Consider the following 15,169-nt stretch of genomic DNA (forward strand, 5'->3'; position numbering starts at 1 on the left):
AGAAGTGTCGGCCCCGCCATGTTACGGGGCCAATGGAGCAGTTAGCCGCGCTCGCGGATAGTCTTGATGATATCGGAGGTAGAGCAGCCATCCTCGAAGTTGAGCACGCGCACCTCGCCACCATTGGCGGTCACCTCGTCGTAACCGGCAATATCCTCCGGCTTGTAGTCACCCCCCTTGACCAACAGGTCGGGCAACACTTCAGCGATCAGCCGCTGGGGCGTATCTTCGGCGAAAGGCACCACCCAGTCCACGGCGCCCAACGCTGCCAGCACGGCCATGCGGCGATCGGTCGCATTGACCGGGCGACCCGGCCCTTTCAGGCGACGGACGGAGTCATCGGTATTGACCGCCACTATCAGGCGATCCCCCAGCTTGCCGGCATTGGCGAGGTAAGATACGTGACCGGCGTGCAGTATGTCGAAACAGCCGTTGGTCATCACCACCTTCTCCCCACGCAAGCGGGCAGCCTGCACGGCAACCTTGAGCTGAGCCTCGGACATGACACCAAAGCCAGTCTCCTGCTCGGTGTAAAGCGCATTGGCAAGCTCGACCGGGCTGACGGTGGAGGTCCCCAGCTTGCCGACCACTATGCCGGCGGCGGTGTTGGCCAGGGCACACGCCTCTTCCAGGCTCATGCCGGCGGCCAGCGAGGTGGCCAGAGTGGAGATGACAGTATCACCTGCACCGGTCACGTCGTAGACCTCCTGGGCCAAGGCCGGCAGGTGCAGCTCTGGCTGACCTTCGCGGATCAGGGTCATGCCGTTTTCAGAACGGGTGACCAGCAGGGCCTCCAGCTCGAAACGCTTGACCAGCGCCAGTCCCTTGGCAACCAGATCCTCTTCACCTTTCACCTTGCCCACCACAGCCTCGAACTCGGACATGTTGGGAGTCAGCAGGGTGGCGCCGCGATACTTCTCAAACTCGGTCCCCTTGGGGTCGACCAGGACGGGAATACCAGCGGCACGGGCACGCTGGATCATGCCGGGTACATCGTTGAGGGCACCCTTACCGTAGTCGGAGAGGATCATCACGTCGCAGTTAGGTAGCGCCTGCTCCACCTTGTGCATCAGCAGAGTGGAATCGACATCATGGAACGCCTCCTCGAAGTCGAGGCGCAGCAGTTGCTGGTTGCGGGAAAGCACCCGCAGCTTGGTAATGGTCGGATAGTCGGCCAGACGAACGAAATCACAGGCGACCTTGACGCCAGCCATCTGGCCAGCCAGAGCATCGGCGGCCTCATCCTGACCGGTCAAGCCCAGCAGCACGGCGTGAGCGCCCAGTGCGGCAGAGTTGAGGGCCACGTTGGCAGCGCCACCCGGGCGCTCCTCAATGTGTTCAACCTTGACCACGGGCACCGGGGCCTCGGGCGAGATCCGGCCGGTGGGGCCATGCCAATAGCGGTCCAACATGACATCGCCAACGACCAGAACGCGGGCTTTTTCAAACTCGGGCAGGGTGATCTTCATCTGTATCGACTCTCAAAACCTGAAAAATTCAGTCCCGGATTTTATCACACTCTTTTATACGGTGTAGCAAAAGCAAACCTGTGATATCCATTTGAAGCACAAAGGGAACCCATAGTTACAGTTCACGCCACGCGGATCTGACGCAGGCTACCCCTCTGACCAGCACACAGCCATTCGCCCCCGCCCCCCCTTTTCGGCTAGAATCCCCGATTGTGTTTGCGAACAAGAGATTATCCATGGCCCATGACAACGCTCCTCGCCTCGAGCCCCGCCTGTTTCACCCCCGTTACTGGGCAAGCTGGTTCGGCCTTTCCCTGCTCTGGCTGCTGGCCTTGCTGCCGTGGCACAGCCAGATGTGGCTGGGCCGCCAGCTCGGCCGCCTCGCCGCCAAGATACTGAAGTCACGGGTGAAGATTGCCCGTCGTAATCTGGAACTGGCGATGCCGGAACTGACCCGAGATGAACGGGAAAAACTGCTCACAGCAAACTTCGAGAGCGTCGGCTGCGCCATCTTCGAGGTGGGCATCGCCTGGTTCTGGCCAGACTGGCGGATGCGCAACCTGATGAAGGTGGAAGGGGAAGAGCACGTCATCGCCGCCATGGAAAAGGGTCAGGGCATGCTGCTGCTCTCCTGCCATTTTTTGACGCTGGAGCTCAACGCCCGCTGTTTCGGTCTGGTACGCCCCGGCGTGGGGGTCTATCGCCCCAACACCAATCCGGTGCTGGAATATGCCCAGTACCACGGCCGCTGCGCCTCCAACAAATATCTGGTGGACCGGATGGACGTGAAGGGGATGATCAAGGCGCTGCGCAACGGCGACGCCCTCTGGTACGCGCCGGATCACGACTACGGCTCCCACGCCAGCGTGTTCGTGCCCTACTTCGCGGTAGAGCAGGCGGCGACCATCACAGGTACCGCTACGTTGGCGCGGGTGAAAAACACCGTCACCCTGCCCTGCTACAACATCCGCACCAGCGAGGGTTACACCCTGCATATCGGGGCGCCGCTCGCCGACTACCCATGCGGTGACGAGATGGCAGATGCCGCCCGCGCCAACCGCGAGATTGAAGCCGCCGTGCGCAAGGCGCCGGAGCAGTACATGTGGCTCCATCGCCGTTTCAAGACCCGGCCCAATCCGGATGACGCTGGCTACTACTGAGTCAGAAAGGGATGAAAAAACCGCCGCGAGGCGATTTGTGATGGCCTGCAGTCCGGAAAGCGTTTTCATTCGTGGCTGCATATTTAATGAGTGACAGTGCCAAGCCGCGGGTCAGGCCCCGCCAGGAACAATAAAACGAACGAAGGGAAGCGAACATGAAAGCCACTCTTTTAGTGAGCGCCCTGTGCGCATTGACAGGTTGCAGTCACCAGACCCAGAGCGTGCACCTCACCCCTCTCCCCCTGAGCGACATCACGGATGTGAACGCCCACTGGAGCCCTCTCGGCAGGAACGAATCCCGCTACCCCAAGGAGGCCATACTGGCCGAAAAAATGGGGTGTACCTCGCTCGAGTACGTGATCAATGCAGCAGGCCGGGCCGAGCAGATCCGCGTGCTGACACCCAGTGAGGACGCATTCAGCGAGGCCGCCATGGAGGCGCTGCAACAGTGGCAATGGCAGGCAACCGCCGCCAATTCGGGCCATCTCCCCGTCAAGTCCCAAACCCGGTTCGAATTCTGTATCGAGCATAACGGCCAGCCCTGTGACACCCGCGGACTGGCGCAGCGCTGCCCGGGTGAGGACATGGTTCGCAGCACGGGGCACGTCTACACCCAGGTCTGAGCACAACTCCCATGGCGGTACATCCCACATGAAAAAGGTGAGCTAACGCTCACCTTTTTCGTTGTCGCCATTGTTCGTCACCACCGCGTCCTGCAAGGCACAGATGTCATGCCACCGCGTGCAGCCAGGCAGCGATGGCCAATTGCAGCCGCACATAGTCGACGCGATGGAACAGCGTCGACAGGGCAGCTTGCCACCCTGTGTCGGCCGGTTCCTGGGCCCATAAGGCCAGATGAGTCGACAAGTCGGTCAGCGCCGCCAGCCACACTGGCGCCTGCGTAGCGGCAGCATCGACCATGAGCGCAACCCCTTGCCGGATCGCAAGCAGCGCCAGTTGTCTCTGCTCGGGGTCTGCCTGCTCCAGCCAGTACTGCTCGTGATGTTGCCAATGTTGCAGGCCCGAGGTGATGCGCATCACGGCATCGCTCCCATTGGCTACAGGCAAGGATTGCAGCGTCAGCGGCTTGCCGAATCCCGCCAGCCGATAGCCTCGCTGCGCCTTGGATTGCGCCCCCAACCTGACCCCGCCAAGACCGGCCAGCTGCTCTGCCAACCCGAACAGGGCCCGTGCATCGCCAGACTTGAGTTCCAGCTCCAGCTCATCGATGCAGGTCTTGCCCAGCGAACCGACGATCTCGCCCTGATCCCAAGCCAGCTCTATCTCGGCACCCTCGAAGGCTATCAGCCAGTAGCGGCGCAGGAAATCAGTCCTGAACTGGGCAACCAGCCCGGTCTGGATTTCGTCGCGCACCACCAAGCTCGGCCAAAGCTCGGCTGGAAAAGCCGCAAGCAGGGGCACATCACCCTGCACAGGGGCATTATATTCAGGCCTGGCATGCAATCCCCCCACCACCTGACCCCGACATTTAATCGTCTGCTCGGCAAAATCATCGCTGCGACGAATACGCAATCCCATTTCCAGCCGACGTAAATCCAGGGTCGGCGTATCAAAATAGACATTGCCGAGCTCGACTTGGGATCTTGATTTAATTTCTAGTGAATTCAAAAGCTTGGATAGTGAGCGTTGAATATCTTGTGAGACAAAAAACTTTATCTCGATCTCAGTTTGCATAGTCATTCCGGGCTGGCAGGCAACTTGGGGGGGCACAATGTGAAACGCGAGGATATAATGCCTGTGATACATCAGGGTTAATTCACGGTTTTATTGATGACGCAGTTCGGTTACCATGCGCCCCTCATAAAATCGTATCGAGTGTTTTTTCACCGACACAGGTTTGTCCATGCCAGTAAATACTATTTTGGGGCTTTTTGCCAAGTCCCCCATCAAGCCGCTGCAGAAGCATATCATCAAGGTTCACGTGTGCTGCGAGCAGCTCATTCCCTTCTTTGATGCCGTTGCCGAAGACCGTTGGGAAGATGCCGAGAAGATCCGGCAGCAGATAGCCCAGCTGGAAAAAGAGGCGGACATCCTCAAACGTGAAATTCGTCTGAAACTGCCTCGCGGCCTGTTCCTGCCGGTCGCCCGTACCGACCTGCTGGAACTGCTGACCCAGCAAGACAAGATTGCCAACCGTGCCAAGGATATCTCCGGCCGCATGCTTGGCCGTCGAATGGAATTCCCTGCCGAGATGCGTGCCGATTTCATGGCCTATCTCAAACGTTGTATCGATGCGACCGCCCAAGCCGAAAAAGCCATCGGAGAACTCGATGAGCTGCTCGAAACCGGCTTCAAAGGACGTGAAGTTGAAATGGTTGCCGAGATGATCCATCAGCTGGATCTTATCGAGGACGATACTGACACCATGCAGATCGGACTGCGCCAACAGCTGCAAGCTGTTGAGCAGAAATACAATCCGATCGACATTATGTTCCTCTACAAGATCCTCGAATGGGTAGGTGACCTGGCAGATCAGGCCGAGCGCGTTGGCGCCCGTCTGGAACTGATGCTGGCTCGTTCGTAATCGACTGACTGGGTAAACACTATTAATGGACATTATCGCGAATTACGGCACGACTCTGGTGCTCGTGGCGGCCTTGTTCGGCTTTTTGATGGCCTGGGGTATAGGCGCGAATGACGTGGCCAACGCTATGGGCACATCGGTCGGCACCAAATCCCTGACCATACGTCAGGCGATCATCATCGCCATGATCTTCGAATTTGCCGGTGCCTATCTGGCCGGTGGCGAAGTGACAGCGACCATACGTAACGGCATCATAGATACCAACGCCTTTGTCGACACGCCAGATCTGCTGGTGCTCGGCATGATAGCCTCCCTGCTGGCGGCCGGTGCCTGGTTGATCCTGGCCTCCTACTTCGGATGGCCCGTCTCTACCACCCACTCCATTATCGGCGCCATCGTCGGCTTCGCCGTGGTGAGCATAGGTCCGGAAGCGGTTCAGTGGGGCAAGTTCGGCGGTATAGTCGGCTCCTGGATCATCACCCCGGCCATCTCCGGCATCATCGCCTACTTCATGTTCATCAGCGTGCAGAAGCTCATCTTCAACACAGATGATCCCCTGGCCAACGCCAAGCGTTACGTGCCTTTCTACATGTTCCTGACCGCGCTGGTGATCTGCCTGGTGACCATCAAGAAGGGGCTGACCCACGTTGGTCTACACCTGAGCAATGGCGAAGGGATCCTGCTCTCCACCATCATCTCCATCGCGGTGGCATGTGCTGGCTGGCTCTACATTCGCGGCCAGCAATACAACCCGCAGGATGACAGCAAGATGCACTTCGCCAACGTGGAGAAGGTATTCGGCATCCTGATGGTGATCACCGCCTGTGCCATGGCCTTTGCCCACGGCTCCAACGACGTGGCCAACGCCATAGGTCCGCTCTCCGCCGTGGTCTCCATCGTCGAAAGCTCCGGTCAGATCGCCGGTAAGTCCACCATAGCCTGGTGGATCCTGCCGCTCGGCGGCATAGGTATCGTCATCGGCCTCGCCACCATGGGCGAGAAGGTGATGGCCACCGTCGGTACCGGCATCACTCATCTGACCCCGAGCCGTGGCTTCGCCGCCCAGCTGGCCACAGCCGCGACCGTGGTGATCGCCTCCGGCACGGGTCTGCCCATCTCCACCACCCAGACGCTGGTGGGTGCCGTGATGGGTGTCGGTCTGGCCCGTGGCATAGCCGCCCTGAATCTGGGGGTACTGCGCAACATAGTGGTCTCCTGGATCATCACCCTGCCCGCCGGTGCCATCCTGGCCATCGCCATCTTCTACGTGCTGCAAGCCTGTTTCTCCTGATACGCGCAGCCGCAAAAAGCCCGGGTCATTGACCCGGGCTTTTTTATCTCAGCACGCTCATCCACACCTTGGGGGCGCGAGCAACTTGCATCCCCTGCCTTGCAGGCGCAGACTGTTTGGCCTTGTTTTGACTCAAGGCGCTTATCATGACTCCTGCCATCAACCTTCTGAAAAAGCTCAAGATACCGCACAAGCTCTACCCCTATGAGTGCGCAGCTCACGACGATTTCGGTAAACATGCCGCGACCCAGCTCGGCCTGCCGGAAGCCCAGGTGTTCAAGACCCTGGTCGCCCATCACGACAAGCAAGCAGTGGTCGCCATAGTGCCCTCGTCGGGCATGTGCAGTCTCAAGCAGCTGGCCAAGGCCACTGGCCTGAAGAAGGTGGAGATGATGAAACCGGCCGAGGCCGAGAAGCTGACCGGTTACAAAGTGGGGGGCATCAGCCCGCTGGCCCAGAAAAAACGGCTGCTCACCGTACTCGACGACTCTGCCATGGCATTTGACGAGATACTGGTGAGCGGCGGCAAGCGCGGCCTCTCGGTCGGGGTGGCGCCACAGGACATGCTGACCCTGCTGCAGTGGATCGCCGCCCCCATAGGTGAGCACCATGAGTAAGCCCTGATACCGACAAACGAGGCCCCGCTGGCGGGGCCTCTGTCATCTTGCCAGGTCAGTCGTTATTGGTACGACAGGCGGCTGTCAGCTCGGATAATCGCAACCTCTGGCGTCCCTGTTGGTCGAAGTTGGCATCGGCCAGCCAGCGCTCGAAACAGGTTTGCAAGGCGGGCCACTCACCATCGATCACCGAGAACCAGGCGGTATCCCGTGCCCGCCCCTTGTCCACCCGGCTCTGGCGAAAGGTCCCCTCGTAACTGAAACCGAGCCGCAGCGCCGCCCGCCAGGAGGGCTGGTTGAGCGCATTGCACTTCCACTCGTAGCGCCGGTAGCCGAGGGCAAAGGCGTTGGCCATCATCAGCGCCATGGCCGCCGTCGCCAGCCGCGATTGTTGCAGGGCTGGCGAGAAGTGCAGCCAGCCCACTTCCATGCTGCCAGCCTGGGGATCGATGTGCAGGTAGCTGGCGAGCCCCTGCGCCTGACCGCTCTTGGCATCCATGATGGTGTAGAACTGGGGATCCGCCTTGGCGGCGCACTGCTGTAACCAGCTCCCCATGGCCGCCTCATCGGCAAAAGGCCCGCTGGTGAGGTAGGTCCACATAGCCCCGCTGTCGCTGCAGAACGCCTGCCAGAGGCCTGGGCCGTGACGCTCGGGATCCAGCGGCGCCAACTGGCAGCCCCAGCCACTCAGGAGGTGATGGGGAGGAAATGCTGCCCCCCGCCAGTCGGGCAGTGGGGCACCAACCGGCTGGCCGAACTCGTTCAGATAGATGTCAGCTGCCACAGGCAATCCCTCCCGTTTGCAGCGATCCCGTCTCGTTGCCGGTGGCGACGGCAAAGCCGTCCTGGCGCCACCGATAGACCAGCTGAGCCTCGTAGAAGACGCTGACCTCTGCCGCGCTGACCAGCCCGCCGCTCAATACCTGACTCATGATACCCCTCCTTGTGACTAGACCCGGATCCGAGTGGTGACGATGGTTTTGACGGAGTTGGCGATAAAGCACTCCTCATGGGCTTGACAGTGCAGTTGTTCCAGATCGGCCAAAGTGGGCTGCCGGACGATAATGGATGAACCCAAGTCGTAAAGCCTGGCCGAGATGTATAGACTCCTGTTCCTGATCTTCTGCCTTTCTCTCTCCTCCACCCCGATGGCGGCCACCCGCTTCACCTACATCAGTCCGGAGAGCGAACGGGATCCGCGCATGACCTATGACAGGGAGCTGCTGCGTCTCGCCCTCGACAAGACCCGTGACACCTTCGGCGACTATGAGCTGGTGCCCGCCCCGACCATGACCAAGGCCCGGGTGCGGCTCAGCCTGCAGCTCAACAGTTTCACCAACCTGTTTGCCATGGACAGCTACAGCAGCGCACGCGACGGCAAAGGGCTGGCGTATGTCCGCTTCCCCATTCATCTCGGCATCGTCAGCTATCGCGTCTGCTTCGTCAGTCCTCAACAGCAGGCGGCCCTGGCGGAGGTAGATGATCTGGCAGGGTTGCGCCATTTCACGTTTGGTCAGGGCAAGGGCTGGCTGGATGTGGAGATACTGCGCCATGCCGGTCTCAAGGTGGTAGAGGTGGATGGCTACGAGATACTGTTCAAAATGGTGGCGCGCGGCCGGTTCGATCTCTTGTGCCGCGGGGCGAGCGAACTGCGCAGCGAGCTGCTGACCCACAAAGATATAGGGGATCTGAAGATGGATCCCTACCTGCTGCTCTACTACCCGCTGCCCAGAGTCTTCTATACCAATATGGCAAACGGTGAGGCCCTGAAACGGGTAGAGACAGGGCTGCGCCAAGCCTGGCAAGATGGTTCGCTGCAGGCCTTGTGGCGCCAAAGCTTCGGCCCCGCCATCGCCTTTGCCGGGCTCAAGCAGCGGCGTATGCTGCGACTGGAAAACCCCTTCCTCGAGGGGATCAGCTTCGACTACCGCCCCTACTTCTACAACCCCATGACGGATCGCTTCGGCGATCCATGATGGGCCTCAACCCTGTTCGCGGCAGAGCGCCAGCCAGGCCTCGGCGGTGCGGGAGAGATAGCGTTCGCTCGGCCATATCACCCCGAGTCGCCAGCTGAGCTCGGGCAGGAGCGGCCGCAGCACCAGACCGTCCGGGGTCAGCCGACGGCAGATGGGTTCGGGCAAAAAGGCGACTCCCATGCCGCTGCGCACCATGGCGGTGAGAAAGTCCCACTGGCTGCTGCGGGCCGCCACCTGGGGCACGAAGCCCGCCTGCTGGCATGCCTGCTCCAGCCGCTCGCTCAGGGTGAAGGCCTGGGTGTAGAGCAGGAAGGGTTCATCGCGCAAATCCTCCAGCCGGATCTCGCGGCACGCGCGCCAGCGCGGCAAGTCCGGCAGCACCACCTGGATGGGATACTGATCCAGCTCCAGCGCACTCAGGGCGCCCCCCTCCCGGGTCGGCAGCATGGTGATGGCCAGATCCAGCTCCCCCGCCAACACCGCCTGCTCGATGCGCCGACCGCCATATTCGACGATGGAGAGCTCCACCTTGGGATAACGGCTGCGATAGGTGCGGATGAGATCCGCATAGACGTGACCCACCATGGGCGGGATGCCGAGGGCTAACCGGCCAAATTGCAGGCTCTGCAGATCCGCAAGCTCGGCCTCCAGCTGCTGCATCTCGGCCAGTATGGTCTGGGCCCGGTTGAACAGCACCTGACCGCTGTCGGTCAGGGTGAAGCGGCGCCCTTCACGGTTGAGCAGCGGCTGACCCAGCTCCTCCTCGATGTTGCGGATCATCTTGCTGATGGTGGGCTGGGTGACGAACAGCTTCTCGGAGGCGCGGGTGAAGCTCTGCTCGCGTACCAGTTCGACAAAGTAACGCAGGGCTCGGATATCCATAGTGCTCTCTCACAGGCGGTAAGCCTTAATCATGCATCTTTGGCATGAATTTGATAATTTAAATTCATTTTTTGCAGGTTTAGCCTGTCCCTATACTGTGAGCCAGTTCACAGAAAGACGCCCATCATGAAAGCCCTCTGCATTCGCTGGTTACAGACGCCCTTCCAAATCGCCCTGCTGGCCGCCATCTGGCTGCTGGCCGATGCGGCGGTACGCACCTTCCATCTGCCGCTGCCCGCCAACCTCACCGGCATGCTGGCGCTGCTGGTCCTGATCCTGCTCGGCGTGGTCAAGACCCAGTGGTTCAGCGCCGGCGCCCGCTGGCTGCTGGCCGAGATGCTGCTGTTCTTCGTGCCGGCCGTGGTGGCCGTGGTCAACTATCAGGATCTGCTGTTGCAGGAGGGGTGGCGCATCATGCTGGTCTTGCTGATCAGCACCGCCCTGGTGCTGGGCACCACGGCGTTGGTGGTGGACAGGGTCTATCGCCTCGAGCTGAAGCTGGCCCGCCGGAGTCGCCGTCATGTCTGATACCCTGCTTGGCCTGCTCTGCTTCGCCCTGACCCTGCTGTTCTACTACGCCAGCAAGTGGCTCTATGGCCGCAAGCGCATACTGCCGCTGATGCCGCTGCTGCTGGCACCCACCCTGCTGGTGGCCGTGGTGCTGGGGTTCCACATCCCCTATCAGGACTACATGGCCCAGTCCCACTGGCTGCTCTGGCTGCTGGGCCCGGCCACCGTCGCCTTTGCCGTGCCCGTCTATGAGAACCGCCAGCTGATCCACCGTCACTGGCTCTCCCTCTCGGTCGGGGTCGTCGCCTCCGTCATCATGGCGGTGGGCAGTACAGTGCTGCTGGCGCGCTGGCTGCACCTCTCCGACATGTTGCAGCGCAGCCTGGCGATGCGCTCCATCACCACACCGTTCGCGGTGGAGGCGACCCGCGCCATCGGCGGCCAGAGCGATCTCACCGCCCTGTTTGTAGTGCTGACCGGCGTCATCGGCATGGCAGTGGGCGAGAGTGTGCTCACCCTGCTTGCCATCCGCAGCCGCCTAGGCAAGGGGGCCGGCTTCGGCGCCTCGGCCCATGGCGCCGGTACCGCCAAGGCGTACCAGATGGGTAACGAGGAGGGCGTCGTCTCCAGCATGGTGATGATGATTGCCGGCATGGTGACTGTGCTGTTCGCCCCCCTGCTCGGCAAGGTGTTCTGGTAATCCGGCTTGCAGTCAGGCCAGGTCCGTTTTTCCCTGCCAGGGGTGGCAAGCCTGCGCCTCTTGACACACACCTCAGCAAAAAGCCCGGGTCAGTGACTCGGGCTTGTTGATGACGGACAGCTGGCAGACGCCGCGCCTACTCCTCGATAAAGGTCCACTCGTCTCGCACCCGGCTGATGGCATCGAGCCGGCGCTTGGCGAGCTGCTCGCGAATGGCTTCGCCCTTGAAACCGGCGGCCACTATATCCTTCACAGGCACGGCCTGGGCTGCGCCGAGCGCCTGGGCCACATAGTCAGGCTCGGCATAGACCCGCTCCTCGAAGCCGGTACGGCCGTGGAAGTCGGCGCGGCAAGCATCCAGCAGCTGGGCGAAACGCTCGGGTCTGCGCCAGGCATCCGCTTTGTCGAACACCTTGAGCAGGGTCGCAGGCTTGAGTTCGAAGGCAATGTGAATATGGGTGTGCAGATCGCTCACCAGCAGCGCCAGATCACGACAGTCGTTCGGCACCCGAAAGCGTTCGCAAAAGTCGCGGATCAGCGGCAGTCCCTTCTGGCCGTGACCGTGGTGGCTCGGCCAGAAGGCGGGCGGAGTCAGCCCTTTGCCAAAGTCGTGGCACAGGGCAGCAAAACGCACCGCCAGCTCGGGAGAGAGGCGACACGCCTGCTCCAATACCATGAGGGTGTGGATGCCGGTGTCTATCTCCGGGTGCCACTTGGCGGGCGCTGGCACACCAAACAGGGCGTCCAGCTCCGGAAATAGCGCCTTGAGGGCGCCACATTCGCGCAGTACCTCGAAGAAGATCTGGGGTGTCTGTCCCAGCAACACCTTCTCCAGCTCCTTCCAGACTCGCTCCGGGGTGAGGTGGGCCAGCTCGCCGGCGTCGGTCATCTCGCGCATCAGCGCCAACGTCTCGGGGGCCACGACAAAACCCTGGGCGTGGAAACGGGCGGCGAAGCGCGCAACCCGCAGGATGCGCAGCGGATCCTCGGCAAAGGCCGGGGAGACATGACGCAGCAAGCGTTGCTCCAGATCCTGAATGCCGCCATAGGGATCGTGCAGCCGACCCTCGTCATCCTCGGCGATGGCATTGACGGTGAGATCCCGGCGCAGCAGATCCTGCTCCAGCGTCACCTCGGGGGAGGCGTGGCAGACAAACCCTGTGTAACCGCAGCCCTGTTTGCGTTCGGTGCGGGCCAGGGCATACTCCTGCTGGGTCTTTGGATGGAGAAACACAGGGAAGTCGCGGCCCACCTGGGTGAACCCCAGTGCCAGCATCTGCTCCACGGTCGCCCCCACCACCAGGTGATCCCGATCCCCTTGCGGCAATCCCAACAGGCGATCCCGCACTGCGCCCCCAACCAGATAAGTCTGCAATCTCTGTCTCCCTTGATAAACCTGCCTCGATTATACCGGTTTTGCCTGGCGGACACGATGACACCGCCATGCCTCCCGCGATCAGGCTGCCGCGATCACCCGGCCAGCTTGGCCCGACAGCCACAGTGGCCCACCACAACCAGACCACATTCGATAAAAACAGCGGTTTTGGCTGCCAGATGCGCCAGCCCCCCTTATGGCATCCGGGTCTTTGACATCCCAGTGGGGAGGCTTTAACCTGCCGCCCATAACAATGGAATGGATCCTTATGTACACACAGTTCTTCGGTCTGTCGGAGCCCCCGTTCTCCATCTCGCCCAACCCCAAATACCTCTATATGAGTGAACGTCACGGGGAGGCCCTCGCCCACCTCAACTACGGGTTGCAGGATGGGGGAGGCTTCGTGTTGCTAACCGGGGAAGTGGGAACCGGTAAAACCACCGTCTCCCGCTGCCTGTTGCAACAGTTGCCGGCCGAGACCGAGATCGCCTACATCCTCAATCCATCCCTGACCGAGCGTGACCTGCTGGCGGCCATCTGTGACGAGTTCCAGCTGCCGTACGACAAGGACGCCGGTCTCAAGCTGCTGTTCGATCTCATTCGCGATCACCTGCTGGCCAACCTGGCAGCAGGCAAGCGCAGCGTGGTGCTGGTGGATGAGGCCCAGCATCTGCTGCCCGGCGTGCTGGAACAGCTGCGTCTGCTCACCAACCTGGAAACCGACGAGAAGAAACTGCTGCAAGTGGTGCTTATCGGTCAGCCAGAGCTGCAACAGATGCTGCGCCAACCCCTGCTGCGCCAGCTGGCTCAGCGCATCACGGCCCGTTATCACCTGCTGCCGCTTTCACATCAGGACGTGGATGCCTATGTGCGCTTCCGGCTGCAGATCGCAGGCTGCGTCCAGCCCATCTTTACCCCCAAAGCGCTCCAGACCCTGCACCGCCTCTCCGGCGGCATTCCTCGCCTCATCAACCTCATCTGCGACCGCGCCCTGATCGCCGCCTTCGCCCGTGGCAGCCACAAGATAGTCCACGGTGACATCAGCCTGGCGGCCTATGAGGTGAGCGGCATTCGCGACGAAGGCACCTGGCAGTCCGGCCTCATGGTCGCTCTGGCAGGGGCCTTGCTGGTCGCCACCGGCTGGTGGGGCTGGCAATTCTTCGGCTTCTTCCCCGAGCGCCCCGTGATCAAGGTGGAGGTGCCGGTCAAGGTTGACGACACCCCGGAGCAGCAGGAGCAGCTGACCCGCGCCATCAATCAGGCGCTGGAGCCAGAGAGTGCCATGCAGAATCTCTACAAGGTGTGGGGCTACCGGACAGAGCTGGAGGAGGCGACCTGCGACAACGCACCGCGCGCCGGTTTGCGCTGCCAGGAGGGCGATGCCTCGCTGGCAGAGCTGCAAGCCCTGCAGCACCCGGCCCTCATCAGCCTGACCGACGAGACAGGCGGCATCTATTACGCGACCCTGGTCAGCCTGGGGCCGGACAAGGCCAACCTGCTCATCGGCAACCAGAGCTGGCAGGTGGACAGGCAGTGGCTGTCAGACTTCTGGGGTGGCAGCTACACCCTGCTGTGGCGCATGCCCAAGGGCGGCGTCGCCCTGATTGGCAACAATGCCGGGGCGACCCAGGTGCAGTGGCTGGACAACACCCTCAGCCGCGCCTTGCAGCAGCCGGATCGCAAGGTGCGTCGCTTCGACGCCGAGCTCAAGAGCAAGTTGCAACAGTTCCAGCGCGAACAGGGGCTGAACCCGGACGGCATCGCCGGCAGCAATACCCTGCTGCGCCTCAACGTGATGGCCGGCGAACCCATGCCGAGGCTGGAAGATGAGTCCCAACGCACCAGCACACCGGCCACGCTGGATACCATGAACGATGAGACCATGGCCACATTGTCGGAGGAGGCTTCCTGATGTCTACCCTGCTCAAGGCACTGCGCCGGGCCGAACAGCCCCAGTTCACCCCCCATATTCCGGCGATGGGGCTGCCCGTCACCCAGGAAGAGGAGCAGAACCGGCGCTGGATCTGGTGGCTGCTGGCCCCGCTTGCCCTGCTGATGGGAGCTGGCGCCAACTATGGCTGGCACCTGTTCAACAACCGCCCCATCGAGAAGACGGTGGAGGTGAAAGAGGTGGTCACGCCGCCGTTCGTGCGGGTCGAACCCAGGCCCATGATCACCCGCCCGCTGCCCCCGCCCCTGCCGGAACCCGTGGTGCGCCCCAGAGTCGCCCCCGACAACAGCGCCCCTGCCGCCAACGGCAGCCAGGGGCTGGCCGAGCGCATCATGAATGCACTTAATAACACGCCGCTGATGGATGAGACGGCACCCCAGGCCCAAAACGAGTCTCAATCCATGCCGATCAGCGCCCTGCCGCTGGAACTGAAGCAGCGGGTGCCGCCCCTGGCCTACGGCTCCCACGTCTTCTCCTCCAACCCGGCCAAGCGTGCCGTGATGCTGAACGGACGTGAGTTTCATGAGGGCAGCGAGGTTGCCCCAGGAGTGACCCTGATCGCCATCGCCCAGGATTACATCATCCTGCAGGTGGCGGGCCAGAACGTCAGCCTCAAGGCGCTGCAGGATTGGCGCGGCTGAGTCCATCACGACCACCAAGCCAGCTCAGCCCCGCTGATCTGGCGTCCATTTC

16 protein-coding genes are annotated in these 15,169 nt (G+C 61.7%); 10 read left to right on the plus strand and 6 right to left on the minus strand.

The window, feature by feature from the left end:
• Positions 1-41: 41 nt before the first annotated feature.
• Positions 42-1,469, minus strand: coding sequence for a bifunctional D-glycero-beta-D-manno-heptose-7-phosphate kinase/D-glycero-beta-D-manno-heptose 1-phosphate adenylyltransferase HldE (gene hldE, locus WJM78_RS18165; protein WP_339010879.1), 1,428 nt, complete (start codon positions 1,467-1,469; stop codon positions 42-44).
• Positions 1,470-1,705: 236 nt separating this feature from the next.
• Between hldE and lpxL the strand changes: the two genes are divergently transcribed.
• On the plus strand, positions 1,706-2,629 hold the full coding sequence (lpxL, locus tag WJM78_RS18170; RefSeq protein WP_339010880.1) for an LpxL/LpxP family Kdo(2)-lipid IV(A) lauroyl/palmitoleoyl acyltransferase: 924 nt from the start codon (positions 1,706-1,708) through the stop codon (positions 2,627-2,629).
• Positions 2,630-2,784: 155 nt separating this feature from the next.
• Entirely contained in the window at positions 2,785-3,252 is a 468-nt protein-coding gene (locus WJM78_RS18175; protein ID WP_339010881.1) for an energy transducer TonB, read from the plus strand.
• Between the two features lie 106 nt (positions 3,253-3,358).
• Here the strand turns inward: WJM78_RS18175 and WJM78_RS18180 are convergent, their stop codons facing one another.
• Positions 3,359-4,324, minus strand: a complete 966-nt coding sequence (locus tag WJM78_RS18180; protein WP_339010882.1) for a CYTH domain-containing protein — start codon at positions 4,322-4,324, stop codon at positions 3,359-3,361.
• A gap of 169 nt (positions 4,325-4,493) precedes the next feature.
• On the opposite strand from WJM78_RS18180, the gene WJM78_RS18185 reads away from it, so the two are divergent.
• The 3 genes from WJM78_RS18185 (at position 4,494) to ybaK (ending at position 7,082) form a co-directional block, all read left to right on the plus strand.
• Positions 4,494-5,174 (plus strand): TIGR00153 family protein, encoded by a 681-nt coding sequence (locus WJM78_RS18185; RefSeq protein WP_042035354.1) that lies wholly within the window; start codon positions 4,494-4,496, stop codon positions 5,172-5,174.
• Positions 5,175-5,199: 25 nt separating this feature from the next.
• Entirely contained in the window at positions 5,200-6,465 is a 1,266-nt protein-coding gene (locus WJM78_RS18190) for an inorganic phosphate transporter (protein ID WP_287146149.1), read from the plus strand.
• Between the two features lie 146 nt (positions 6,466-6,611).
• Positions 6,612-7,082: a Cys-tRNA(Pro) deacylase gene (gene ybaK, locus WJM78_RS18195; protein ID WP_042035351.1), complete on the plus strand. Its 471-nt coding sequence runs from the start codon at positions 6,612-6,614 to the stop codon at positions 7,080-7,082.
• Positions 7,083-7,137: 55 nt separating this feature from the next.
• On the opposite strand, the gene WJM78_RS18200 is transcribed toward ybaK, so the two are convergent.
• Together WJM78_RS18200 and WJM78_RS18205 are read right to left on the minus strand one after the other, a co-directional pair.
• Positions 7,138-7,866 carry a GNAT family protein gene (locus WJM78_RS18200; RefSeq protein WP_339010883.1) on the minus strand — a complete coding sequence of 243 codons (729 nt, stop codon included), beginning with the start codon at positions 7,864-7,866 and terminating at the stop codon, positions 7,138-7,140.
• The gene (locus WJM78_RS18205; RefSeq protein WP_339010884.1) at positions 7,856-8,014 is read right to left on the minus strand and encodes a hypothetical protein; all 159 of its coding nucleotides are present in this window, start codon (positions 8,012-8,014) and stop codon (positions 7,856-7,858) included. Before WJM78_RS18205 ends, WJM78_RS18200 begins: the two co-directional genes overlap by 11 nt.
• Positions 8,015-8,179: 165 nt before the next feature.
• Between WJM78_RS18205 and WJM78_RS18215 the strand changes: the two genes are divergently transcribed.
• A complete protein-coding gene (locus WJM78_RS18215; protein ID WP_339010885.1) occupies positions 8,180-9,058 on the plus strand; it encodes a hypothetical protein in 879 nt (292 codons plus the stop codon).
• Between the two features lie 6 nt (positions 9,059-9,064).
• Here the strand turns inward: WJM78_RS18215 and WJM78_RS18220 are convergent, their stop codons facing one another.
• On the minus strand, positions 9,065-9,940 hold the full coding sequence (locus WJM78_RS18220; RefSeq protein ID WP_108537368.1) for a LysR family transcriptional regulator: 876 nt from the start codon (positions 9,938-9,940) through the stop codon (positions 9,065-9,067).
• Between the two features lie 126 nt (positions 9,941-10,066).
• On the opposite strand from WJM78_RS18220, the gene WJM78_RS18225 reads away from it, so the two are divergent.
• Positions 10,067-10,468 (plus strand): CidA/LrgA family protein, encoded by a 402-nt coding sequence (locus WJM78_RS18225; RefSeq protein ID WP_108537367.1) that lies wholly within the window; start codon positions 10,067-10,069, stop codon positions 10,466-10,468.
• Positions 10,461-11,150, plus strand: a complete 690-nt coding sequence (locus WJM78_RS18230; protein WP_339010886.1) for an LrgB family protein — start codon at positions 10,461-10,463, stop codon at positions 11,148-11,150. Before WJM78_RS18225 ends, WJM78_RS18230 begins: the two co-directional genes overlap by 8 nt.
• Before the next feature lie 136 nt (positions 11,151-11,286).
• Here WJM78_RS18230 and WJM78_RS18235 read toward each other — a convergent pair whose 3' ends face one another.
• Positions 11,287-12,525, minus strand: a complete 1,239-nt coding sequence (locus WJM78_RS18235; protein WP_042035338.1) for a multifunctional CCA addition/repair protein — start codon at positions 12,523-12,525, stop codon at positions 11,287-11,289.
• A gap of 268 nt (positions 12,526-12,793) precedes the next feature.
• Here WJM78_RS18235 and WJM78_RS18240 point away from each other — a divergent pair, with 268 nt between their 5' ends.
• A complete protein-coding gene (locus tag WJM78_RS18240) occupies positions 12,794-14,437 on the plus strand; it encodes an ExeA family protein (protein WP_042035336.1) in 1,644 nt (547 codons plus the stop codon).
• On the plus strand, positions 14,437-15,117 hold the full coding sequence (exeB, locus tag WJM78_RS18245) for a GspB family T2SS assembly factor variant ExeB (protein WP_339010887.1): 681 nt from the start codon (positions 14,437-14,439) through the stop codon (positions 15,115-15,117). The genes WJM78_RS18240 and exeB overlap by 1 nt, the downstream gene beginning before the upstream one ends.
• The last annotated feature ends 52 nt before the right edge of the window (positions 15,118-15,169 follow it).

Origin of the sequence: Aeromonas popoffii (assembly GCF_037818705.1) — a bacterium.
Lineage (GTDB): Bacteria > Pseudomonadota > Gammaproteobacteria > Enterobacterales > Aeromonadaceae > Aeromonas > Aeromonas popoffii.

Bases quoted from the DNA above. Each gene is read 5' to 3' on its own strand.
- ybaK (WP_042035351.1), top strand. From the start codon at position 6,612: ATGACTCCTGCCATCAACCTTCTGAAAAAGCTCAAGATACCGCACAAG.
- WJM78_RS18175 (WP_339010881.1), top strand. From the start codon at position 2,785: ATGAAAGCCACTCTTTTAGTGAGCGCCCTGTGCGCATTGACAGGTTGC.
- lpxL (WP_339010880.1), top strand. From the start codon at position 1,706: ATGGCCCATGACAACGCTCCTCGCCTCGAGCCCCGCCTGTTTCACCCC.
- WJM78_RS18240 (WP_042035336.1), top strand. From the start codon at position 12,794: ATGTACACACAGTTCTTCGGTCTGTCGGAGCCCCCGTTCTCCATCTCG.
- WJM78_RS18185 (WP_042035354.1), top strand. From the start codon at position 4,494: ATGCCAGTAAATACTATTTTGGGGCTTTTTGCCAAGTCCCCCATCAAG.
- WJM78_RS18190 (WP_287146149.1), top strand. From the start codon at position 5,200: ATGGACATTATCGCGAATTACGGCACGACTCTGGTGCTCGTGGCGGCC.
- WJM78_RS18225 (WP_108537367.1), top strand. From the start codon at position 10,067: ATGAAAGCCCTCTGCATTCGCTGGTTACAGACGCCCTTCCAAATCGCC.
- WJM78_RS18180 (WP_339010882.1), bottom strand. From the start codon at position 4,324: ATGCAAACTGAGATCGAGATAAAGTTTTTTGTCTCACAAGATATTCAA.
- WJM78_RS18220 (WP_108537368.1), bottom strand. From the start codon at position 9,940: ATGGATATCCGAGCCCTGCGTTACTTTGTCGAACTGGTACGCGAGCAG.
- hldE (WP_339010879.1), bottom strand. From the start codon at position 1,469: ATGAAGATCACCCTGCCCGAGTTTGAAAAAGCCCGCGTTCTGGTCGTT.
- WJM78_RS18205 (WP_339010884.1), bottom strand. From the start codon at position 8,014: ATGAGTCAGGTATTGAGCGGCGGGCTGGTCAGCGCGGCAGAGGTCAGC.
- WJM78_RS18230 (WP_339010886.1), top strand. From the start codon at position 10,461: ATGTCTGATACCCTGCTTGGCCTGCTCTGCTTCGCCCTGACCCTGCTG.
- WJM78_RS18215 (WP_339010885.1), top strand. From the start codon at position 8,180: ATGTATAGACTCCTGTTCCTGATCTTCTGCCTTTCTCTCTCCTCCACC.
- exeB (WP_339010887.1), top strand. From the start codon at position 14,437: ATGTCTACCCTGCTCAAGGCACTGCGCCGGGCCGAACAGCCCCAGTTC.